The organism is Sphingorhabdus wooponensis (genome assembly GCF_003933235.1).
GTDB classification, from domain to species: Bacteria; Pseudomonadota; Alphaproteobacteria; order Sphingomonadales; family Sphingomonadaceae; genus Sphingorhabdus_B; species Sphingorhabdus_B wooponensis.
Map to the genome: position 1 here is coordinate 512,142 of NZ_RWJI01000001.1, position 20,805 is coordinate 532,946.

Genomic DNA, 20,805 nt, shown 5'->3' on the forward strand with positions numbered 1-20,805 from the left:
CATTAGGTCGCGTCACACGCAAGTGTTGATACTTTTGCATTAATTATTGAGTTCTTGATTTGTTCTGATACATATCGGCCATGGCAAAGGCAAAACGCAAATATGTGTGTCAGGCATGTGGGTCTGAATCCAACCGCTGGCAGGGGCAGTGCGACGATTGCGGCGAATGGAACACTTTGGCGGAAGAGGCCAAGGCAACTGTTTTTGAGCTGAAGCATCATTTGCATTCGGGTGGCCGTGCGGTTGAATTGTCCGGATTGAACACGGACATCAAACTTCCCGAACGTGCCTCGACCGGCATATCGGAATTTGACCGCGCATTGGGGGGCGGGCTTGTGCCGGGTTCAGCAACCTTGCTCGGCGGTGATCCGGGTATTGGTAAATCGACATTATTGTTACAAGCCGCCGCAAATCTTGCGCGGCGGGGCTTGGCCGTTGCGTATATTTCGGGCGAAGAAGCGGTCGACCAAGTGCGCTTGCGGGCCCGTCGGCTTGGCCTTGGCGATGCGCCGGTGCAGCTTGCCGCCGCGACTTCGGTGCGCGACATATTGACGACGATGGCCCAAGGCGCGCCGCCCGCTTTATTGGTCATCGATTCCATCCAGACCATGCACAGCGACCTTATCGAAGGCGCGCCGGGCACGGTCAGCCAAGTCCGCGCCTCGGCGCAGGAGCTTATCCGCTTTGCCAAGGAACGCGGCACAGCGCTCATGCTCGTCGGCCATGTTACCAAGGACGGGACGATCGCCGGGCCCCGCGTGCTGGAACATATGGTCGACACTGTATTGTCGTTTGAAGGCGAACGCAGCCATCAATATCGCATTTTGCGTGCGTCCAAAAACCGCTTTGGCGGGACTGACGAAATTGGCGTTTTTGCAATGGTTGAAGAAGGACTGACGGAGGTTGGCAATCCAAGCGCCTTGTTCCTGACCGACCGCGCCGAGCAGGTCACAGGCGCAACGGTGTTCCCGGCGTTGGAGGGGACACGGCCTGTCCTCGTAGAAATTCAGGCACTGACCGTGCGGCTTTCGAGCGGGGCGACACCGCGCCGCGCTGTCGTCGGCTGGGACAGTGGTCGCCTTGCGATGATATTGGCGGTGTTGGAAGCGCGATGCGGCCTTAGTTTTTCAACCGCTGAGGTCTATCTCAACATCGCAGGTGGCTATCGCATTTCCGACCCTGCTGCTGATCTTGCGGTGGCAGCGGCGTTGGTTTCGGCTTTGGCGGAGCGGCCATTGCCATCCGATGCAGTGCTCTTTGGCGAAGTGGCTTTGTCTGGCGAAATCCGCCCCGTTGCCCATGGTGCGTTGCGATTGAAGGAATCGGCAAAGCTTGGCTTTAGCCGCGCATTAGTGCCGCCGTCGGTAAAGGGGCAGGCCGGTATTTCCACGCAAGAGTTCCGCACGCTTGCCAATCTCGTTGACCATATGCTGGGACGCTCCTAAATCTGCTTCGAACGGTTTTAAAGGCAATAGGATCAGATGACAGCACTTGATATCATTGTCCTGTTCTTGTTGGGCAGCGGGGCCGCATTCGGTTTCTTACGCGGCTTTGTGCAAGAGGCGTTGTCGATGATCGCCTGGGTGCTGATCATCTTTGCCGTTCGTATGTTCCATACACCCGCGACGGCGGCATTGGCGGAGGCCGTGGGTTCGGACTCCGGCGCGGCCGTGCTCGCCTTTTTGGCGCTTGTCATCGTCATTTTTGCTATAGGCAAATGGATCGCGAAATCGATTGGTGCCAAATCGCGTAAGTCATTGCTTGGTCCGATTGACCGCGTTCTTGGTTTTGGCTTCGGTATGCTTAAGGGACTGATAATCGCAACGCTCATCTTCCTGCTCTTCGTGATGGGATATGATGTGGTATATGATGCGGATGAAGGGCGGCCCGAGTGGATGACCAGTTCGCGTACATATCCGTTACTCAACGCCAGCGGTGACGCCATGTCCGAATTTGTGCGTGAACAACGCCTCGCCGGCGATAGTGACGCCGAAACCGCGAACTGATGGACTCGGCGCTCTACAATCGGGATTTCTTAAGGCTGGCAACATCTCTGGTCGCGGGGCATCGCCTTGCAGACCCCGACGGCACCGCCGAAGTGCGTTCGCCCTTATGCGGCAGCCGTATTCAAGCGGATGTTGTGACCGACGCCGAAGGAATATTATGCGACCTTGCCCTGCGCGCGAATGCCTGCGCGCTTGGGCAAGCATCGGCAGCGATTTTGACGCAAAACGCCGTCGGAACCGCAATAACCGAAATCGCCAGATTGCGCGAAGGCGTGGCGCAGGCGTTACAGCAAGCTGGCGATATGCCAAGCTGCTGGCCGGAACTCGCTTTGCTTGCGGCGGCAACGGATTATCCGTCGCGCCATGCCGCGATTTTATTGCCATTTGACGCAATCCTCGCGGCCGCCGCGCAAACCAAAGAGAAAGTCTGATGGAAACTGCGCCACATCACCTCGTCGCTGATGTGATGTTGGGCGGGGTGGTGCTGCTCGGTGCGGCGCTGTTGGCGGTTTTGATTTTCCGGCGTTTGGGGCTTGGCGCGGTGCTTGGCTATCTGGTCGCGGGCATTGCCATTGGGCCGGATGGCCTTGCGTTAATTGACTCGCCTGAGACGATATTGGCCTATTCCGAAATCGGTATCATCTTGCTGCTGTTTCTCGTCGGGCTTGAGCTATCGCCGAGCAGGCTGTGGCTGTTGCGACGCGACATCCTGCTTTTTGGACCGCTGCAGGTGATATTATGCGGCCTTGGTATGTTTGTTGTCATCCATTTTGCGATGCCCAGCTTTAGCTGGCAAGCCGCCTTAGTTCTGGGGTTGCCACTGGCCTTGTCGTCCACCGCGCAGGTGTTGCCATTATTGCAATCGCGCGGCCGTATGAAGACCGATTATGGTGAAAAAAGCTTCTCCATTTTATTGTTTCAGGACATTTCGATTGTCCCCTTGCTCACTATCGTTGCCGCCTTGTCGCGCGCGCCCGCGGAAGAGGGTGCGATTGAGGGATGGTCTCTCGTATTTTACGCGGTGCTGGCGATTGTCGGATTGGTGCTGGCCGGACGCTATTTGCTGTCGCCTTTGCTTCGGTTGGTCGGCAAAATTTCGGAGCGCGAATTGTTTATCGTCACGGGCCTTTTCACTGTGTGTGTCAGCGCCGCGGTGATGCAGGCGATTGGCGTGTCGCCAGCACTTGGCGCATTTGTCGCAGGCGTCATGTTGGCGGAATCGCCTTACCGGCATGAGTTAGAGGCGGATATTGATCCGTTTCGTTCGATCTTACTGGGTCTGTTCTTCTTGGCAGTTGGCATGTTGCTTGATGTTGATGTCATCTTGTCGCAGCCCTTTTTCGTCGCGGGACTTGCGCTGGCTTTGGTCGCGATAAAGATTGTCGTCATCTTCGCGCTTGGCAGGTTTTTTGGTCTCCAGAACAAGCCATCAATCATCATGGCGATGCTTTTGAGCCAAGGTGGCGAGTTCGCGTTCGTATTATTTGCGGCGGCGCAGAACGCTTTGTTGATCGAGCCGGAAGCAGCGAGCCTTTTCGGCGCAGTCGTGACGCTGTCGATGGCAACCACGCCGTTCTTGATGATCGTTGCAGGCAAGCTTGCGGCGCGCAAGGTCGCGGGCGATGTCCAGTTGGATGACCCCGAGTTGGCGTCGCAGGCCAATGTCATCATCGTAGGGCATGGTCGTTTTGGACAGCAGGTATCACAAATCATGCAAGCGGCGGGACGTTCGGTGACATTGATTGATATTAACCCGCAGACCATCGACCGCAGCGGTGATTTTGGTTTCAAAGTTTTCTATGGCGATGGCACGCGCGTCGACTTGCTGCAGCGGGCAGGAGGTGAAGAGGCGCAGGCGATATTTTTCTGCATCGACGACCGGTACATGACCGCAGAGTCCTTGATGCCCGTGCGGGAGACATTTCCACGGACAAAATTGTTCGTGCGGGCTTATGGTCGGGAGCAGGCATTATTGCTGATGGAAGATGACGGCATCAGCATCATGCGCGAGGTGTTTGAATCCTCGATCCGCATGTCCGCAGACGCGTTAAAATATTTCGGCACTGACCGTGAAAAAATTCAAGACATCATTGCCGAATTCCGACGTCGTGACCGTAGTCGCCTGAAAGCGCAGTTCACCAGCGGTGATATGCATGCCGGAACCCGGCACAGCTTCGGCGGTGATGAATCCGATGATTTCCTGATCGCTGACGACTAAACTTCGCTATCAAGGAACGCGGCGACGTCGTCCAGTGCGACATCATTCGACAAAAACGTCTGCCCGATACCGCGCGCGAGCAAGAAGGGTAGCGTGCCCGCGCTCATTTTCTTGTCATGCCGCATATAGTCGACCAATGCCGCACCTTCGGCGCTAACACCGGCTTCGGATAATGATGTGGGTAGGCCTGCCTGCTTTAAGAGCTCCGTAACCCGCTCCGCATCCTCCGCAGGGCAAAAACCCATCCGTACCGAATAGCGAAACGCTAAGGCCATGCCAGCGGCGACTGCTTCGCCATGAAAAAGCCGGTCGGAAAAACCGGTGTCGGCTTCCAAGGCATGGCCAAATGTGTGGCCCAAGTTCAGCAGCGCCCGTGTGCCTGTGCGTTCGGTTTCGTCGGCGGCGACGATCCGTGCCTTGGACTGTACGGACCGGATGATAGCTTGGGCACGGATATCCGGGGATCCTGCAAAAAAGCTGTCGAGATTGTCCGCGCAAAAATCAAAAAACGGTGCGTCGTCGATGAGGCCATATTTCACCACTTCGGCAAATCCCGCTGCGAGTTGGCGGGTGGGCAGGGTAGACAGTAATTCTGGGTCGATGAGGACTAAGGAAGGTTGATGAAACGCCCCAACCAGATTTTTGCCTGCTGCGCTATTGATGGCGGTCTTACCGCCAACGCTGCTGTCGACTTGGGCAAGCAAGGTCGTCGGTATCTGCACAAATGCGCAGCCGCGTTTGATGATATGCGCGGCAAAGCCAGTAATATCCCCCACTACGCCACCGCCAAGGGCAATGATATGGTCGCTGCGTTCGACATGTTGTTCCAGCAACCAATCCGTCAACTGCTCCAACTGCGCCCAGCTTTTCCCCGTTTCGCCAGCGGGCAGGATGAATTGCGCGGATGATAGGCCCGCGCTGCGCAATGCCGCTTCAAACTTTGGCAGAACGGCTTGCGCAACATTTTCGTCAGTGATGACCAGCAAGCGGCTGTCGCGGGCATAAGGCGCCAAAACAGAGCCAATATCGGCCAGCAACCCGGCGCGGACATGAATGTCATAAGGTCTATTGGACAGGTCAACGGATATCACGGTCATGCGGCGAGGGCCTTCAAGATATTTTCAACGGTCCGCACATGCGGCGAGGTGTCGCTGCGAATATGGAGATTGGCAGCGGCATAAATGGGGTTACGTATCTTGCCAAGGTCGGTCAGCACCTTGACTGGGTCCTTGTCTTTTAACAATGGGCGGTGGTCGCGCCGCGAGACACGCTCGGCCAGTACCTGCACATCGGCATCAAGCCATATCGACGTTGCGCGTTCCAAGATGAGCGCGCGCGTTTCGTCATTGACGAAAGCGCCACCGCCCGTGGCAATAACCTTTGGTGCGCCTTCGATCAGGCGGGCAATCACGCGGCGTTCACCATCGCGAAAATAGTCTTCGCCATATTTTGCGAATATTTCCGTAATGGAGAGGCCTGCAGCTTTTTCAATTTCGTCATCGGCATCGACAAAGGATATGCCCAAACGGACGGCAAGCCGTTTTCCGATGCTGGTTTTTCCAACGCCCATCATGCCCACAAGCACCACCGGACGGTCAATGACCAATGCAGCGTGCCTGCTGGATTTTCGCTTTTTAGGTTCGTGATGATCAACCATGACGACATGGCCTATATATCGCCTTGGCGTCAGCCGAAAGCAGTTTGCCACTTTGTTGATTTTTGTTGTAAATACAGAAGAATACACAAAGCTAGGCGTGATAGTTACGTGAAATAGCATTTTTGCGGCTTCTATCGGTTGCAGCAAGGGGCATAGACTTGCTATTCTCTGCTGAGGGTTGCGGCAATGGCAACGGATGGTAATGGAACATATGACATTGCTGTTCGCAGATATGGAAACAGGTTCGCATCATTGACTAACAAGATTTCAAAAAGCGGCCTTTTGGTCGCCAGCGCTCTGGTCTTGGTATTTTCCTTGCCTGCGCTTGGGCAGCAGGGGCCTGAATCCCTGCTGCCTGAAGGCTTTGGTGATCCTGCACCCGCACAAACGCCTGCAGCGGGCAGAACTGCGCCCGTATCGCCAAATAATGCCAGCGCCTCGACCGCTTCCGCTGTGCGCGAAGATGCAGAAGCGACTGAAGAGGGGGAAGAGGAAGAAGATCCCGAATTGGTTATCCGTTTTGATGTCCCGCCTGCCGCACGGCAATCTTTGGGCGCAATCGGGATATTGCCGGAAGCGTCGGGCGGTTTTCCAGCGGACGCTTTTGGTAGGGTAGATGGAGCATTTTTAAGCCAGATGCTTAAGCGCACATCGGGGCCGATTGCTTCGCGCTGGGGTACGATCATGGCGCGGCGTTTACTCGCCAGCCGCACGAACACGCCTGCGGGTGTTAATGGCGCGGATTGGACAGCGGATCGTGCATGGTTGTTGTTGCGGATGGGCGATTCGGTTGTGGCGCGCAATCTCGTGCAGAAAGTGGATAGCGCAGATTACACAAAACGGCTCCATGAAGTCGCGATGCAGGCCTATTTGGCCAATGGCGATTTAGCGGGCATGTGCCCAATCACCGAAAGCGGTGTGCGCCTTGTGAACAATGGCCGCTGGAAAATGACGCGCGCCATTTGTGCATCTTTGGCGGGTGAACAAGGCAGCGCGACCGCATTTATCAATCAGGGCCGCTATCAAGGCTGGGTGCGCGGCGTCGATTATCTCTTGGCGGAAAAAGCGGTTGGTGCCGGCATGAACGGGCGGCGTTCAGTGAAAATCGAATGGGAAAATGTTGAGGGTATGAACCCTTGGCGCTTCGGCCTTTCCGCTGCTGTAGGCCTTGAACCGCCGGAAAGCCTGTTTGCAGATACGGGACGTCAGATTGACGGTTGGCGGGTGCAGTTACCGATGTTTACGCCAACAATCCGGGTCAAATATGCATCCAACGCTGCGGCGCTTGGTATATTGTCGAACCGGAATATGGTGGACCTCTATGCACAGGTTCTGGATGATCCGGATGCGCCTGACGCAGCGCGGTCACAGGCGGAAAGCCTTGGCAATGCTTACACCGCTTCAGATGCAGAGGCCAAAGTTGCGGCGATGACGTCCTTATGGACCACAGCGGCCGCAGGCGCGGACTATCATGCTTCATTAGTGATGACGGCGCGTGCGGCGGCGCTCATCACCCCCAATGCGGATCATCAGGCCGAGGCGGACCGGCTGATTGCCTCCATGCTGACGGCTGGTCTTGACCGATCTGCGGCGCGTTGGGTGGACATTGTAGCGGATGGATCGCTGGGTTGGGCGCTGGTGACATTGGCGGCGCCGGGGCGGGTAACGGCGGCTGATTATAGTAGCCTAGACGAATTTTTTGGCAATGATGACAGCACTGACGGACATAAATCGCGGCTTTTGCTCGCCGGCCTGTCGGGGCTTAGCCGTATTGAAACCGATGCGCGCACGGAATTTGCAAGCGACCTTAAAGTCAATATTTCCCGTCAAACCGCATGGTCAAAAGCGATTACCGCCGCTGCCAAACGTGGCGAGCAGGGAACGGTTGCGTTGATGGCGGTTGCGGCGCTGCAGGCGCCTTCTTGGTCGGCTGTGCCCGCCAATCATCTTTACTATATCGTCCGTTCCTTGCGACAGGTCGGTTTGGAGGCTGAAGCCCGGATGATTGCCGCTGAAGCAGTCACTTTTGCCTAACGACATGGCAATAACGATCGTCAGCCAGTAATGCGCTTACCCGATCGTGATCTGATTGCACGTTTTCTGGAAATGTTGGCGGCAGAGCAAGGTGTCGCCAAGAATACGCTTATGGCCTATCAAAGCGACTTGATGTCCGCATCGGGTCTATTACATGGTCAACTGGCAGCAGCGGGGCCTGACGGGCTAGCGGAATTGGCGCGTCAATGGCGCGATCTGGCCAACAGCTCCGTTGCACGCAAGGCATCTGCATTACGGCGTTTCTTCGCCTTTCTGCATGAGGAGGGCTTTCGCGCGGACAACCCGTCGGCAGCTTTGCCAAAGCCATCGCAAATGCGGCCCTTGCCCAAAATTTTGGACATAGAAGAAGTCGACACTTTATTTGGGGTGATTGCCGCAAAGCTTGCGCAGGCGCATCCCATGGCGAATGATTATCGGCTGTCGGCGCTGATTGAGCTGCTATATGGTTCGGGACTGCGTGCCACCGAATTGGTCGGCCTGCCGCGAAATGCGGTTGTGTCGGATAGACCGTTCATCATCGTAAAAGGCAAGGGCGACAAGGAACGATTAATTCCCATTTCCAACCGTGCGCGCCAAGCGGTGCATGAGTGGTTGGACTTTGTTCCGGAAAAGTCCCGCTTTCTGTTTCCCTCGCGCGGGGGGCATATCAGCCGTATTCGCTTGTTCCAGATCATTAAGGACCTTGCAGCGTCTGCGGGGCTAGACCCAGCAAAGGTCAGCCCCCATGTCCTGCGGCATGCCTTTGCCACGCATCTTTTGGCGGGCGGCGCGAATCTGCGGGCGTTGCAGTCCATGCTGGGACATGCGGACATCGCGACGACCCAGATTTACACACATGTCGACAGCAGCAAGCTCGTCGAACTGGTCAATCGGCGGCACCCATTGGCAACGCGCACATTGACCCGTCGCACATGAGGCTCTAACCCGCTGGCATGATGGTATATCTCGATTTTGAAAAGCCGGTTGCCGCTCTCGAAGCGCGCATCCTTGAATTGCAAGATGCTGCGCGTGAGAGCGATGTTGATGCGGGCGCCGAAATCGCCAAATTGCGGGCCAAGGCGGACAAGCAGCTGAAGGATACCTATGCCAATCTCACGGCATGGCAAAAAACGCAGGTCGCGCGGCACCCGGAACGCCCCCATTTCAAACATTATATCGAAGCGATGGTTGAAGACTTCATGCCCTTGGCGGGGGATCGTGCCTTTGGCGATGATCAAGCAATCATTGGCGGTCTTGGTCGCCTAAATGGCCGCCGCGTGATGGTCATCGGGCATGAAAAGGGCGATGATACGCAAAGCCGCCTGCGCCATAATTTCGGCATGGGTAAGCCCGAGGGGTATCGCAAAGCCATTCGCCTGATGGAACTCGCCGATCGGTTCGGTATTCCGGTGGTAAGCTTAGTCGATACGTCGGGCGCATTTCCAGGCATTCAGGCCGAAGAACGCGGGCAGGCAGAGGCGATTGCCCGCTCTACCGAGAAATGCCTAGAGTTGGGTGTGCCAATGATTGCCTGCATCGTGGGCGAGGGCGGTTCGGGTGGCGCTGTGGCACTGGCGGCCGCCGACCGGATATTGATGTTTCAATATGCCGTCTACTCGGTCATTTCGCCCGAAGGCTGCGCCTCGATTTTGTGGCGCACCGGAGACAAGGCTGCGGACGCCGCGCAAGCGATGAAGATGACGGCGGATGATTTGAAAACGCTTCGGATCATTGACCGTATTGTGCCGGAACCTGTCGGCGGTGCGCATCGCGATCATGCTGTGGCCGCCGCTGCGCTTGCAACCGCGATAGATGAGGAGTTGGACGCGCTGTCTGGTTTCTCATCGAAAGAATTATTGCAACAGCGCCGCGCAAAATTCTTGTCCATGGGGGCCTGAACCTTCAAGTATAAACCCCCTTATGGCCGTTATTGTGTGAGGCATTGAACGGGCGTGTCGCAAGCTGCGTTGCTCGTATTGAGGGAGGGTATTGATGCGTTTTTCGAAAATGTGTCTTTTTACCAGTGCGGCAGTTTTCGGACTGGGTATCATCGGCGGCCATGAGCCCGCCGACGCGCAGTCGCGAACCACAGGCCCAGCGGTTCCCAAACCATTCACCGCCCAAGAAAAGAATGAGGGCGCCAAATATCACACAGAAATTCTGAAAGAATTTGGCGGACCGATGCAAAGTCCGCAGACGGCCTATGTTGTGCGCGTCGGTAAGAATATTGCCATGCAGTCGGGCCTTGGAAACGCGCAAAGCGACTTTAACGTCACATTGCTCAATTCCTCGGTGAACAACGCATTCGCACTGCCCGGTGGCTATATCTACATCACCCGCCAATTGGTTGCTTTGACCAATAATGAAGCCGAAATGGCGGGCGTTCTGGGGCATGAGGTCGGGCACACCGCAGCGCGGCATAGTGAAAAGCGCAAAAATAATGCAACGCTGGCGGGCATACTGGGGATGGGGGGCAGTATATTAGGGGCGGTGCTCGGTAATTCGGGCGGCTTATTGGGCGCGCTAGGCGGTGGATTACAGCAATATGCAGGTCCGTTGGCGCAAGTCTTCACGCTCAAATATTCGCGTACGCAAGAGGAGGAAGCCGATGATTACGGCATCCGCTATCTCAGCAAAGCCGGATATGACCCAAGCGCGTTGGCATCGATGCTCAATTCCTTGGCGTTACAGACCAGCCTGGACATGCAGGTAGCTGGATTGGGTGATAATCGGGTTCCGGAATGGGCCAGCACCCATCCTGACCCGGCAAGGCGCGTTTCGCGTGCAGCGACGCGGTCGAAAGTATATCCCGCCAGTAGCGTGCGCAATGCGGACGCGCATTTGGCGGCCATTGACGGCATGCTATATGGTGATGACCCTGCGCAAGGGGTGGTCGAAGGGCACAATTTTCTGCACCCAGAACTGAAGATGCAATTCACCGTGCCCACTGGCTTTGGCATGCAAAACAGCAGCGATTCCGTCGCGATTAATGGCAATAGCGGGAAAGCCATATTCACGGGCGGCGCATTTGATGGCAATCGTAGCACCTACATCGCGAAAGCCTTAAAGGCGGTGTCGGGCGACAAGGCAACCATTCCAGCGGGAGAGATCCGGCGCACAACGGTGAATGATATCCCTGCTTTTTACACCGATGCGGTGGTCAATACCCAGCAGGGGCAGCGTGTTGTTTCAGTGTTCGCGTATGAATGGGCACCGGGAACTGCCTATCATTTTGTGACGATAGCGGCGAGCAACGCCAAACCATTTGACCGCATGTTTTACAGCATGTCGCGCCTGAACGCCGCGCAAGCCGCCGCCGTAAAGCCGCGTAAGTTGCGCGTTATCACCGCGGGGGCACAAGATAATGTCGCGTCGCTTGCGGCGCGCATGGCATATACATCGCTGCAAACCGAACGCTTTCGGGCACTGAACGGACTGTCACCCAGTGCCACCATTCGCGCTGGGCAGAAGCTGAAGATCGTTTCTTATTGAACGTAAAAGGGGTGTTGCACCACATTCCTTGGTTGCGAGGCGCGTCGAAATCCCACACAGCCTTACAAAATTGTGCGTTGTGATGAGAATATGGAAAATAGTCCGAGTATATTGTTCGTGGTTGCTGCCGCCTTGACCAATGGCAAAGGAGAAATCCTCCTGCAAAAGCGTCCTATGGGTGCTCAAATGGAGGGCTTATGGGAATTTCCGGGCGGTAAAGTGGATGTTGGTGAATCGCCAGAAGCCGCTTTGGTGCGTGAGCTTGCAGAGGAACTTGGGATAATCGTCACCGCGCAGGATTTGGTACCCGAAACCTTTGCCAGCGAACCATTGGGCGACCGAAATCTGGTGCTTTTACTCTATCGTTGCACCACATGGTTGGGCACGCCCAGCGCAATCTATGCGTCCGACATTCAATGGACTTTGCCGCAAGACATGGCGGATTTACCGATGCCGCCCGCCGATTATCCTTTGGTCCGCAAGCTGCAGGGCATTTAAGTGGTCCAAACCCTAGCCAGCTTGGTCCTTTGACAATATGTCCGCGAGCGACACCTGACCGCTTCCCCTTTTGGCAGGTCGTGGTTGGTTTTCGGACGGTGACCATCCGCTTAAAAAGATATGCGTGAAGCCCTCGGTAACCTTGCCCTGGGCGTCTGTGCGGGCAGCAAAGGCTTGATCGAGGCGCGCGGGCATGTCTTTTCCGAGATAGTTGCGCTGTCCTGCAAGTGCATTGCCAATGCCAGCGTCCCTTATGTCTGACACGATGGAGCGCCAGTTCCCATAACGCACGGCAGTGATGTCTTGATCCGCTACAGGCAAAGTGAAGCCAGCACGCACGATAAGGTCTGCGGCGCTGCGCAGGTCAATCTGTGGATGGATATGCGGTGTCACCCGATTGGCATCCGCCTCTAGCAACATTGCCTTGAGCGCGCTTAAGGTGCCAGCCCCAAACATATGACCAAGAAACAGCCCATCGGGCCGCAACAGGCGCCGGATTTGAATAAGCGCGCCAGGTAAATCATTGACGCTATCCAGCGTTCCTGCCGAAATCACGAGATCAAAGCTGCCGGGCGTGAAGGGCAGGCGGTCTTCTTCCAATGCAATAGGCGCATCGTCCGACGGTGGTATATTGACCAATGGTGCAAGCGTGCAGGGGACATTTGGCGGCAAGATTTCCGCGTACCATCGTCCAATGGGCCCGATGATCAGGGCATGTTCAAACGTGCGCGTCACCGCGGATAGTCGCTCGGCTATATCTTGCGCGATATGGTGCCATAGGAAATCATCCCCCGAACGCCTAGCGGCCCGCGCACGCAAGGCATGACGGCGGCGACGGTCAAAAATCTCCGGTGGATTCAAATCATTGCTCATTTGCGCCCTTGTGCAGACCCAATCTTTGTCCGACAAGTGTGATATGGCAAAAGGCAGCCACATTTTCCACAGCATGTTGAATTGGGTTTTGCCCGAACGCTGCCCCTGTTGCGGTATCATTACCGCAGCGGGCGGGCCTTTTTGCATGGAGTGCTGGCAAAAATTGGAATTTCTGGGGCCGCCTTGGTGTCGGGGGTGCGCCGCGCCCTTTGAATTTGACCGCGGTGCGGATGCTTATTGTGCCGCCTGTATAGCAAACCCGCCCCGACATGACGGCATCCGCGCCGCCGTAAAATATGATGACCTATCGGCGCAGGTGGCGCTTCGGCTGAAATATGGCGGCAAAATTGGCTTGGCGCGTGTCATTGCGCACCAATTGTTGCGCCATGTGCCGGAGGAGAAGGACCAACTGATCATCACGCCCGTGCCGCTGCATTGGACAAGGATCTGGTCGCGCAGCTTTAATCAGTCGGGGTTAATCGGAAAGCAGCTCGCAGACTTAACCGGAATCGCCTTTGTGCCCGATATATTGGTCCGGCATAAGCGCACGCCGAGTTTGCGCGGTTTGGACCCCAAAAGACGGCGCAAAGCCGTGGCCAGCGCCTTTGCAGTTCATCCAAAATATAAGGGGACATTGAAAGGGCGAAAAATCATCCTGATCGACGATGTCTTGACCACGGGTGCAACCAGCGACGGTTGTGTTGCGGTGCTGAAACGTGACGGTGCAAAATGGGTGCAGATATTCTGTTGGGCGCGGGCTTTGCGTGGCGGCGGGGGGCAAGCGGACATTGCGACTTCGTTCGACGCTTGACTTGCAGGAGTGGGAACACCATTTCAGTTCTATGATCGCAAATGTTGAAATCTACACCAAATTCGCCTGCCCTTATTGTGTGCGGGCCAAGCATCTTTTGGACAGCAAAGGCGTCACATATAGTGAATATGATGTAACCATGGACGCGGCAAAGCGCGCTGAGATGGTCGCACGTGCGCCGGGCGCCCAAACTGTGCCGCAAATATTCATCAATGATATTGCTATTGGTGGGTCCGATGATTTGCGCGCGCTCGACAATCAGGGAAAGCTGGATAGCATGTTGGGAGTTGGCGGCGCGCAATGATCACATTTGACCTGAATTGCAGCAACGGACACCAGTTCGAAGGCTGGTTCGCGTCCTCTGCTGATTTTGATACGCAAAAATCCAACGGTCTGCTCGCTTGCCCAACATGTAATGATGGCAAAATTCAAAAGGCGCTGTCGGTGCCCAATGTACCGCGCAAGGGTAACCAAGGGGCAGTAGCTTTACCTTCAGTCGCGCCCGCCGCAACCGAAACGAAAGCAGATGCGCCGGCTCCCGAAGCTTTGCCTCCCGCTGTGGCGGAGCTCGTGCAAAAATTGGCCCGCGCGCAATCTGAACTGCTGGATAAGTCGCAATGGGTGGGGGGCAATTTTGCCGAAACTGCGCGGGCTATCCATTATGGCGAAGAACCCGATCGCCTCATTCACGGCGAGACCAGTAGTGATGAGGCAAAGGCGTTGGTCGAAGAAGGCATTGGCATTGCGCCTTTACTCTTTCCCGTTGTTCCGCCCTCGGCAAAAAATTGACCGTCCGATTGCGCCCAGCTATGGCCGTGTCTGCTGCACCCATAGCTCAGCAGGATAGAGCATCAGATTCCTAATCTGGGGGCCACTGGTTCGAATCCAGTTGGGTGCACCAAATATTCTGGGTGCTTACCTGCAATTATTCGGACAGATTCGGTGCGAACGAGTGCCTAACGAACAAATATGTCTGCGTAGCGATCCTTCGATCCACCCGCCCGTTCTGCACTGATATTGATGCACCGCGAAAGCCATTTTCGTATCCTTTTAAGTGCCCAACATGTCAGCAAGATTTTGTAAAACCATGTAATATTTTAACTATCGGTGAAAAATGCATTTGGTCCCTGATAAACGCCTTGGTATGTAAAAGATTGCAAACAGGATATGGAGAGAAATGCTCGACCTAAACCGAAAGATTTATGTTGTTGATAATGACCTGGCGCTTCGCTCTTCATTGGCGATAATGCTGCGCTCGGTAGGCTATGACGTGGAATTATTCGATGACGGAGAGGCATTTTTACGCGCTGCGCAAGGCGGGCTTTCCGGATGTATCGTCCTTGATGTGCGACTGCGCGGCATTGGCGGTCTAGAAATTCAGCGAAGGCTGGCTGAGATGGGAAGCGTCGTCCCAGTCATTTTTATCACTGGTCATGGCGATGTGGAAATGGCGGTCAAAGCGATGAAAGCCAAAGCCGTCGATTTCTTGACTAAGCCCGTGCGCGAACAGGATCTGCTGGACGCTATCAGTGTTGCTATGCAGGATTTGCGACAGCGTGAGCTCGAATTGCAGCGCCGTATGCATAAGCTGAATCATGTTAACGCATTGTCGCCGCGTGAGCGGGAGATTTTTGTTGCGCTGTGTAATGGCAAGCTCGCCAAACAAATTGCCCATGAACTGGCTGTATCAGAAGCAACCGTGAAGGTGCATCGCCGCAATCTGATGCAAAAGCTCAGCGTCTCGTCGATTAGCCAGCTGATTCTGCAATTTGGCATTTTTTCGAACGAGAATAGGCTCGCAGCCTAGGTCCTGACCCTAGTTTTACTTCCGCCTGAATGGCGCAAGACGATCATCGCATGGATGTTCGATGTGCGTCTTGTGCTGTGCTGGAATAGCCAGCGTCCAAGCCGTGTTTGGCTAAGATTCTTTCCTTACAGATGTTTGCCTCAAAGCCTTGTCTCAACTTGGCTAAGCTTATGGATAAAAAACTAACCCGTAAGATTAGTTATATATCTTAATGCATATATCAATGCAACTTTTAGAAAGTTTAATTCCCCGAAAAATTAGTAAACCTATCAATGGATTAATTGTTTTTGATGTTGATCGGGGCGATGGACAATCTGTGGTTTAGACGATGATCTAAGCAGGATTTTTTATTTCATTGTCTCTCGTGCTGGGACCCAAAATCATAGTCCAGATTTTGGAAGAGAGAGCGAAAATGAAATATTTTGGCCGCGTGTGTCGGTGACCCGAACGCTGATTACAGCGGCGGAATAATCGATGCGTTTTGATCGCTTTGATTTCGGCCGGTTTTGGAGGTTCAGTTGGTCCGAGTTTCTATAAGAGTTTCACCGACCGGGCTTAGTCTTTGTGTGTCGCGTTACTCTGGGTTTTACCCATTTGCTGTGTTCAGTATATTGTCCCACGCGCGCCGTGCTTCGCTGCTGCTTGGCGGGATGATTTTTGGACTCAGTGCCGCGTCAGGCCCCGCTGTAGCCGCGCAGGCCGCCGATGATTGGGCGGGTACAAAGGGAGTGGTAACAGAGGCTGCAGCAACTGAGGTGCCCGTGACTGACGCCCAGCCTTTATGGACGTTGCAGCGATTGATCAGTGAAGTGGTGGCACAAAATCCGCGTATTCGCGCACAATCTGCTGCAGCGAAAGCCGCAGGTTATGATGTGACCGCGGCGCGTTGGCAATTTTTCCCTGCCCCCGCAGTACAGGCGGAGACGAGTGGCAAAGATCGCCAATTCATCGCCTCTGTTTCTCAACCCATTTACAGCTTTGGGCGGCTGGAATCTGACCTGAAGGCGGCAAAGTCTCGTTCAAGCCTTGCGAATGTACGCGTTGAAGAGGCGCAATATGTGCTGAGCTCTCGGGTGCTGGAATTATTTGGTCAATTATTGTCGACATCCCGATCGCTCGATGTGTTCCGTCAAGATGTCACTCGGTTGAGTGCATTGGAGGAAATGATCGGCCGCCGCGTGACCACCGGTCTTTCAGCGCCCGTCGACCTTAATCTAGTACTGACCCGCTTACGCCAGTCGGAAAATAACATAGTCAGCCTCACCGCGCGGCAGAATGCTGCCCTTGCTGGTTTGAGTGAACTTCTTGGCGCGCCTTTGACAATGCAAAACATTTCCTTGCCCGGGATGCCTGCACAAACATTGTCTAATGATCCCGCAGTCGCGCAGGACCCCGTTGAACAAAGCCTCGCCTACAGCCCCGTTCTAAAACGTGCGCGCGGTGATGTTGAAGTAGCGAATATCGACAGTAGCCGTGCCCTCAATGCCATCAAGCCAACGCTCTATGGCAAGTTTGAACAACGCATTGACGATGGTCGTTATGACACATCTGCTTTTCCGGCCAGCCGTGTTTTGTTCGGGCTGCAATATAGTTTCGGTTCCGGATTGTCGTCCCTGTCACGCGTCGGTGCTGCACGGGCGCAGGCGGAGGGTGCGCAACTTTCTTTAGATGCGGCGCAGGAGGATATTCGGGCGTCTGTTCGCTCCGATTTGGAAACGCGGGATGCAGCATTGCGGCTCGTTGAATCCTTGCGGTTAAACCTCATGATCCAAGAAGAGACTTTTGGTTCTTACAACCGCCTTTTCTTGGCGGGGAAACGCAGTTGGCTCGACGTTTTGAACGTGGTGCGCGAAGTGACAGAAAATGAACGCGCCCTTGCGGATGCAGAAGTTCAATATCTCCTTTCGGACTATCGCCTGCAACTTCAGACGGGGCAGATAAGATGGTAGATGCCTCTGGAAGTGACGGCTTAGTTACAATGATGGACGGGGCGGACGCTGGTGCAACAGCCGTCATCCTTTCCGCGACACGCGATGCGTCTTTTTCGCATGAAGGGTTGATGTGGCTAAGCCAGCAGCTCGTCTCCGCCGGTGTGACCGACTATCGGCTATTGAGCCGCGATTCAGTGATGTTGTCCCGGCATTTTCTGTCGGAAGATGCGGCTGATTTTCATCAGGTCGCACTGCTAGAGCTGTTTGAAAAGTTGAACATTGAGGCTGGGGAGTGGACGACCGAGCTGGCTTTGATCGCGCTACCGGCGGTCGCTCTTATTCCGGATCATGGCTATGCCTTTGTCTATGCAGCAGGCGGTCCGGGTGAATGGTTGGTAGAAACGCAGGTTGGTCGTCGGCAATATAGCGCGTGGCCTGTCGGAACATTGTTTTTGCCTGCGTCACCCGCCAGCAAAAAGGCAGTGCCACAAACTGCCGAAGAGCTATTCGAGACTATATTGCGTAAGGATAGGGCTTGGGTGCCTTTAGCCGCCGTTGCGACAACGCTGAGCTCGATATTGTTATTGGCGACCTCTCTATATTCCATGCAAGTCTATGATCGCGTCATTGGGCAGGGCGGTCTGTCCACTTTGATTGTCTTAACGGTTGGCGTTGTCATTGCGATTTTGGTCGAACTGGGGCTCAAATTGGCGCGCTCGTCCATTATGGATCGGGCCATCAATGCGATTGATGTGGACGCTTCGGTTTCTGTTTATGCACGACTGCTGTCGGTTCGTTTGGACCAAATGCCGGCAAGTCTTGGGACATTGGCGGCGCAGGTGCGTGGCTTTGAGACTGTACGCGCCTTTGCCCTTGCCAGAATTATTTACCTGGCAACGGACCTGCCTTTTGCCGTTTTCTTTCTGATGGTCATTTGGATGATTGGTGGATTTGCGGTGGCGATGGTTCCAGCGATTGCCTTTGTGATTGCTGCGGCTGGCGGTCTTTCCTTGCGACGCGCCATTGCCAAGCATGCGACCAATGAAATGTCGGTCGCCAACATGCGCCAAGGCGTCCTTGTCGAAACGATTCAGTCTGCAGAATCGGTAAAGGCAGCGGGGGCAGGGTGGTTGCTGCAGGGGCGTTGGAACTCCCTATCGCGGGAAAGTGCAAATGAATCAATGAAGCTTAAGCAGCTCAATGACCATGCCGCACATTTTTCAGGCCTTATGCAGCAGCTTAGCTATGTTTTCCTGGTCGCTACAGGAGCCTATTTGGCTGTCGATGGCCGAACAATGACAGTAGGAGCGATTATCGCTTGTTCGATCATATCAGGTCGGGTCCTCGGTCCGGTTGCAGCTTTGCCGGGTCTGCTGGTGCAGTGGGGTAATTCAAAAATTGCACTCGACCACCTTGAGAAACTGTTTGAACTTGAGCGTGACAATCATGGCATTCTTCAGTCGCTGTCGCCGTCACATGTTCAAGGTAAGCTTGAGGTCCGCAACGTTGAATTTGCTTGGCGGGGGCAGACAACACCCTTCGCGTTGAACGGCTTTACCGTTCAACCGGGCGAACGGGTTGGCGTTATCGGATCGGTCGGATCGGGTAAGAGCACGCTGCTGAAGCTTTTTGCCGGCGTCATAAAGGCATCAAAGGGTGTGGTGTGCCTAGACGGCATGGATGTACAGCATATCGCTGCGGACCGGCGGTCAGAGTTGATTGGATATTTGCCACAAACCACACGATTGATCAGTGGCACGCTGCGGCAAAATCTGACGCTGGGCCTCCCTTATGTCTCCGAAGATCTTTTGATGGCAGCCATCCAAGCCACCGGATTGGCGGAACAGATTGCCGGCCGTCCGGAAGGATTGGATGTTCGTATTTCGGAAGGCGGTGAGGGCCTATCTGGTGGGCAAAAGCAGCTTGTGGCGCTTACGCGTCTGCTAATGTGCCAATCTTCATTGTGGCTGCTGGATGAGCCGACATCTTCGATGGACGAAGGGACTGAGGAACGGTGTCTGATGGCGCTGAAGGAGCAGATCAGAACGGGCCAGACTCTCGTTCTCGTCACACACAAAGCACGCTTGCTTGATCTTGTGGATCGGCTTGTTGTTTTAACCCCTCAGGGCATCGCACTGGATGGTCCAAAGGACAAGGTTCTGGACGCATTGCGTCAACGAGCCGCTGCAGCACAGCAACAGCAGAGCGGCATCGTCACCACAAAATCAAATCTTCGCTCCTCTGTGCAGGCACCATCATGAACATGATTGAACATCATTCAAAATCGACGCGTGCGCAGGGTGGAAGCCTCTTTGCGGCGCTGCGTCACCCCTCCCGTGCGGTCATTATCGTAATGTCATCCTTAGTGGCGATTGCAGCGATCATCCTATGGGCTGGATTTGCAGAGATTGATCAGCTTGTACGTGCACGCGGCCAGGTCATTGCGGTGGAGCGTACGCAGATGATCGAGGCCACTGATAATGGTGTGTTGGCCCAAATGTATGTGCGTGAAGGGCAAATGGTGAAAAAGGGCCAGCTGCTTGCACAGTTGGACCAAAGCCGGGTCATGGCAGCCTATGATGATAGCCAGAATAAAGTTGCCGCACTGAAGGCTGCGCTCGCAAGATTGCGTGCTGAGGTTTATGGTGAGGACCTTAAATTTCCTCCTGAACTTGATGCCTGGCCCGCTTTTAAAGAAAACCAGAGGCAGTTGTTTCAGCGTCGACGCCAAGCCCTGCGCGAGGGCATTGGCGCGTTGGAAACAAACCGGAATCTTGCAGCGCAAGAACTGGCAATTTCAGAACCATTGCTCGCATCCGGAGATGTCGGTCAGGCTGAAGTTATTCGTCTAAAGCGGACACGTGCCGAACTAGACGGTCAAATCGTTACCTTACGCAATCGCTTTTTTCAGGATGCCCAAGCCGAAATGGTAAAGGCGGAGGAGGATCTGGCCGCACAAGAGGAATTGCTGCGCGAACGGACGGCTGTTTTACAGATGACAGATCTGCGAGCGCCGCTTGATGGGCAGGTCAAATCCATTGATGTCACTACCCCGGGTGCTGCCGTACGTCAGGGTGAGCCCATCCTGCAAATTCTCCCAACTTCCGGAAATCTGATTGTAGAGGCAAAATATTTGCCGACCGATGTGTCGTCGCTTCGAGTTGGTCTTCCGGCCATGGTGAAGCTCGATGCATATGACTCCGGCATCTACGGAAGCCTTGAAGGCTGGGTGGATTATATCAGCCCAGACACGCTGACGGAGCCCGGTCCGCAGGGCTCTGAGACGGTTTATTATCGCGTTCTTGTGCGCCTCGATCCAAAATTAAACGCTGCGAGCAAAATTAAGATTAACGCTGGCATGACCGCGACCGTGGAAGTCCGCAGCCGGACCCGAACCGTCCTGAGCTACCTTACCACGCCAATAACCAAAACCTTGTCCAACTCGCTTGGCGAACGCTGACACTGAATATCAGGAAAA

Annotated in this window: 19 protein-coding genes and 1 tRNA gene; 17 read left to right on the plus strand and 3 right to left on the minus strand. The window is 54.9% G+C overall.

Annotation, left to right across the window (positions count from 1 at the left end; translation table 11 throughout):
• Window positions 1-80: 80 nt before the first annotated feature.
• The 4 genes from radA to D7D48_RS02705 are packed head-to-tail and all read left to right on the plus strand — an operon-like array spanning window position 81 to window position 4,224.
• Window positions 81-1,445 carry a DNA repair protein RadA gene (radA, locus tag D7D48_RS02690; RefSeq protein WP_125229831.1) on the plus strand — a complete coding sequence of 455 codons (1,365 nt, stop codon included), beginning with the start codon at window positions 81-83 and terminating at the stop codon, window positions 1,443-1,445.
• A 36-nt stretch (window positions 1,446-1,481) separates the two neighbouring features.
• Window positions 1,482-2,006 (plus strand): CvpA family protein, encoded by a 525-nt coding sequence (locus tag D7D48_RS02695; RefSeq protein WP_125229832.1) that lies wholly within the window; start codon window positions 1,482-1,484, stop codon window positions 2,004-2,006.
• A complete protein-coding gene (locus tag D7D48_RS02700; protein WP_125229833.1) occupies window positions 2,006-2,437 on the plus strand; it encodes an iron-sulfur cluster assembly scaffold protein in 432 nt (143 codons plus the stop codon). The genes D7D48_RS02695 and D7D48_RS02700 overlap by 1 nt, the downstream gene beginning before the upstream one ends.
• Complete coding sequence (locus D7D48_RS02705) at window positions 2,437-4,224, plus strand: monovalent cation:proton antiporter-2 (CPA2) family protein (RefSeq protein WP_125229834.1); 1,788 nt, start codon at window positions 2,437-2,439, stop codon at window positions 4,222-4,224. The genes D7D48_RS02700 and D7D48_RS02705 overlap by 1 nt, the downstream gene beginning before the upstream one ends.
• Here the strand turns inward: D7D48_RS02705 and aroB are convergent.
• Both aroB and D7D48_RS02715 read right to left on the minus strand, forming a co-directional pair.
• On the minus strand, window positions 4,221-5,321 hold the full coding sequence (gene aroB, locus D7D48_RS02710) for a 3-dehydroquinate synthase (RefSeq protein ID WP_125229835.1): 1,101 nt from the start codon (window positions 5,319-5,321) through the stop codon (window positions 4,221-4,223). The genes D7D48_RS02705 and aroB overlap by 4 nt on opposite strands.
• The gene (locus D7D48_RS02715) at window positions 5,318-5,881 is read right to left on the minus strand and encodes a shikimate kinase (protein ID WP_125229836.1); all 564 of its coding nucleotides are present in this window, start codon (window positions 5,879-5,881) and stop codon (window positions 5,318-5,320) included. Before D7D48_RS02715 ends, aroB begins: the two co-directional genes overlap by 4 nt.
• A gap of 252 nt (window positions 5,882-6,133) precedes the next feature.
• Between D7D48_RS02715 and D7D48_RS02720 the strand changes: the two genes are divergently transcribed.
• From D7D48_RS02720 to D7D48_RS02740, 5 genes are all read left to right on the plus strand, one after another.
• Complete coding sequence (locus tag D7D48_RS02720; RefSeq protein ID WP_125229837.1) at window positions 6,134-7,915, plus strand: hypothetical protein; 1,782 nt, start codon at window positions 6,134-6,136, stop codon at window positions 7,913-7,915.
• 30 nt (window positions 7,916-7,945) lie between these two features.
• Window positions 7,946-8,851 carry a tyrosine recombinase gene (locus tag D7D48_RS02725; RefSeq protein ID WP_125229838.1) on the plus strand — a complete coding sequence of 302 codons (906 nt, stop codon included), beginning with the start codon at window positions 7,946-7,948 and terminating at the stop codon, window positions 8,849-8,851.
• 17 nt (window positions 8,852-8,868) lie between these two features.
• Window positions 8,869-9,813 carry an acetyl-CoA carboxylase carboxyltransferase subunit alpha gene (locus D7D48_RS02730; RefSeq protein WP_125229839.1) on the plus strand — a complete coding sequence of 315 codons (945 nt, stop codon included), beginning with the start codon at window positions 8,869-8,871 and terminating at the stop codon, window positions 9,811-9,813.
• A gap of 94 nt (window positions 9,814-9,907) precedes the next feature.
• Complete coding sequence (locus tag D7D48_RS02735) at window positions 9,908-11,407, plus strand: M48 family metalloprotease (RefSeq protein ID WP_245964310.1); 1,500 nt, start codon at window positions 9,908-9,910, stop codon at window positions 11,405-11,407.
• A gap of 90 nt (window positions 11,408-11,497) precedes the next feature.
• Entirely contained in the window at window positions 11,498-11,905 is a 408-nt protein-coding gene (locus D7D48_RS02740; protein WP_125229840.1) for a (deoxy)nucleoside triphosphate pyrophosphohydrolase, read from the plus strand.
• 12 nt (window positions 11,906-11,917) lie between these two features.
• Here D7D48_RS02740 and D7D48_RS02745 read toward each other — a convergent pair whose 3' ends face one another.
• Window positions 11,918-12,925, minus strand: a complete 1,008-nt coding sequence (locus D7D48_RS02745; RefSeq protein WP_125229841.1) for a class I SAM-dependent methyltransferase — start codon at window positions 12,923-12,925, stop codon at window positions 11,918-11,920.
• Here D7D48_RS02745 and D7D48_RS02750 point away from each other — a divergent pair.
• The 8 genes from D7D48_RS02750 (at window position 12,852) to D7D48_RS02785 (ending at window position 20,787) form a co-directional block, all read left to right on the plus strand.
• A complete protein-coding gene (locus D7D48_RS02750; RefSeq protein ID WP_342769811.1) occupies window positions 12,852-13,589 on the plus strand; it encodes a ComF family protein in 738 nt (245 codons plus the stop codon). The two genes, D7D48_RS02745 and D7D48_RS02750, sit on opposite strands and share 74 nt — an antisense overlap.
• Before the next feature lie 31 nt (window positions 13,590-13,620).
• Complete coding sequence (gene grxC / locus D7D48_RS02755) at window positions 13,621-13,893, plus strand: glutaredoxin 3 (protein ID WP_185739764.1); 273 nt, start codon at window positions 13,621-13,623, stop codon at window positions 13,891-13,893.
• Complete coding sequence (locus D7D48_RS02760) at window positions 13,890-14,378, plus strand: DUF1178 family protein (protein WP_125229843.1); 489 nt, start codon at window positions 13,890-13,892, stop codon at window positions 14,376-14,378. Before grxC ends, D7D48_RS02760 begins: the two co-directional genes overlap by 4 nt.
• 35 nt (window positions 14,379-14,413) lie before the next feature.
• Window positions 14,414-14,490: transfer RNA gene (locus D7D48_RS02765), tRNA-Arg, on the plus strand.
• A gap of 276 nt (window positions 14,491-14,766) precedes the next feature.
• Window positions 14,767-15,396, plus strand: a complete 630-nt coding sequence (locus D7D48_RS02770) for a response regulator transcription factor (protein ID WP_125229844.1) — start codon at window positions 14,767-14,769, stop codon at window positions 15,394-15,396.
• A 650-nt stretch (window positions 15,397-16,046) separates the two neighbouring features.
• Window positions 16,047-17,345, plus strand: coding sequence for a TolC family protein (locus D7D48_RS02775; RefSeq protein WP_148097084.1), 1,299 nt, complete (start codon window positions 16,047-16,049; stop codon window positions 17,343-17,345).
• Complete coding sequence (locus D7D48_RS02780; RefSeq protein WP_125229846.1) at window positions 17,339-19,588, plus strand: ATP-binding cassette domain-containing protein; 2,250 nt, start codon at window positions 17,339-17,341, stop codon at window positions 19,586-19,588. Before D7D48_RS02775 ends, D7D48_RS02780 begins: the two co-directional genes overlap by 7 nt.
• Entirely contained in the window at window positions 19,585-20,787 is a 1,203-nt protein-coding gene (locus D7D48_RS02785) for a beta-barrel domain-containing protein (protein WP_221738617.1), read from the plus strand. The genes D7D48_RS02780 and D7D48_RS02785 overlap by 4 nt, the downstream gene beginning before the upstream one ends.
• Window positions 20,788-20,805: the final 18 nt, after the last annotated feature.

Excerpts from the sequence above, each read along its gene's own strand:
- radA (WP_125229831.1), top strand. The coding sequence starts at position 81 with ATGGCAAAGGCAAAACGCAAATATGTGTGTCAGGCATGTGGGTCTGAA.
- D7D48_RS02695 (WP_125229832.1), top strand. The coding sequence starts at position 1,482 with ATGACAGCACTTGATATCATTGTCCTGTTCTTGTTGGGCAGCGGGGCC.
- D7D48_RS02700 (WP_125229833.1), top strand. The coding sequence starts at position 2,006 with ATGGACTCGGCGCTCTACAATCGGGATTTCTTAAGGCTGGCAACATCT.
- D7D48_RS02705 (WP_125229834.1), top strand. The coding sequence starts at position 2,437 with ATGGAAACTGCGCCACATCACCTCGTCGCTGATGTGATGTTGGGCGGG.
- aroB (WP_125229835.1), bottom strand. The coding sequence starts at position 5,321 with ATGACCGTGATATCCGTTGACCTGTCCAATAGACCTTATGACATTCAT.
- D7D48_RS02715 (WP_125229836.1), bottom strand. The coding sequence starts at position 5,881 with ATGGTTGATCATCACGAACCTAAAAAGCGAAAATCCAGCAGGCACGCT.
- D7D48_RS02725 (WP_125229838.1), top strand. The coding sequence starts at position 7,946 with ATGCGCTTACCCGATCGTGATCTGATTGCACGTTTTCTGGAAATGTTG.
- D7D48_RS02730 (WP_125229839.1), top strand. The coding sequence starts at position 8,869 with ATGATGGTATATCTCGATTTTGAAAAGCCGGTTGCCGCTCTCGAAGCG.
- D7D48_RS02735 (WP_245964310.1), top strand. The coding sequence starts at position 9,908 with ATGCGTTTTTCGAAAATGTGTCTTTTTACCAGTGCGGCAGTTTTCGGA.
- D7D48_RS02740 (WP_125229840.1), top strand. The coding sequence starts at position 11,498 with ATGGAAAATAGTCCGAGTATATTGTTCGTGGTTGCTGCCGCCTTGACC.
- D7D48_RS02750 (WP_342769811.1), top strand. The coding sequence starts at position 12,852 with ATGTTGAATTGGGTTTTGCCCGAACGCTGCCCCTGTTGCGGTATCATT.
- D7D48_RS02745 (WP_125229841.1), bottom strand. The coding sequence starts at position 12,925 with ATGCAAAAAGGCCCGCCCGCTGCGGTAATGATACCGCAACAGGGGCAG.
- grxC (WP_185739764.1), top strand. The coding sequence starts at position 13,621 with ATGATCGCAAATGTTGAAATCTACACCAAATTCGCCTGCCCTTATTGT.
- D7D48_RS02760 (WP_125229843.1), top strand. The coding sequence starts at position 13,890 with ATGATCACATTTGACCTGAATTGCAGCAACGGACACCAGTTCGAAGGC.
- D7D48_RS02770 (WP_125229844.1), top strand. The coding sequence starts at position 14,767 with ATGCTCGACCTAAACCGAAAGATTTATGTTGTTGATAATGACCTGGCG.
- D7D48_RS02775 (WP_148097084.1), top strand. The coding sequence starts at position 16,047 with ATGATTTTTGGACTCAGTGCCGCGTCAGGCCCCGCTGTAGCCGCGCAG.
- D7D48_RS02780 (WP_125229846.1), top strand. The coding sequence starts at position 17,339 with ATGGTAGATGCCTCTGGAAGTGACGGCTTAGTTACAATGATGGACGGG.
- D7D48_RS02785 (WP_221738617.1), top strand. The coding sequence starts at position 19,585 with ATGAACATGATTGAACATCATTCAAAATCGACGCGTGCGCAGGGTGGA.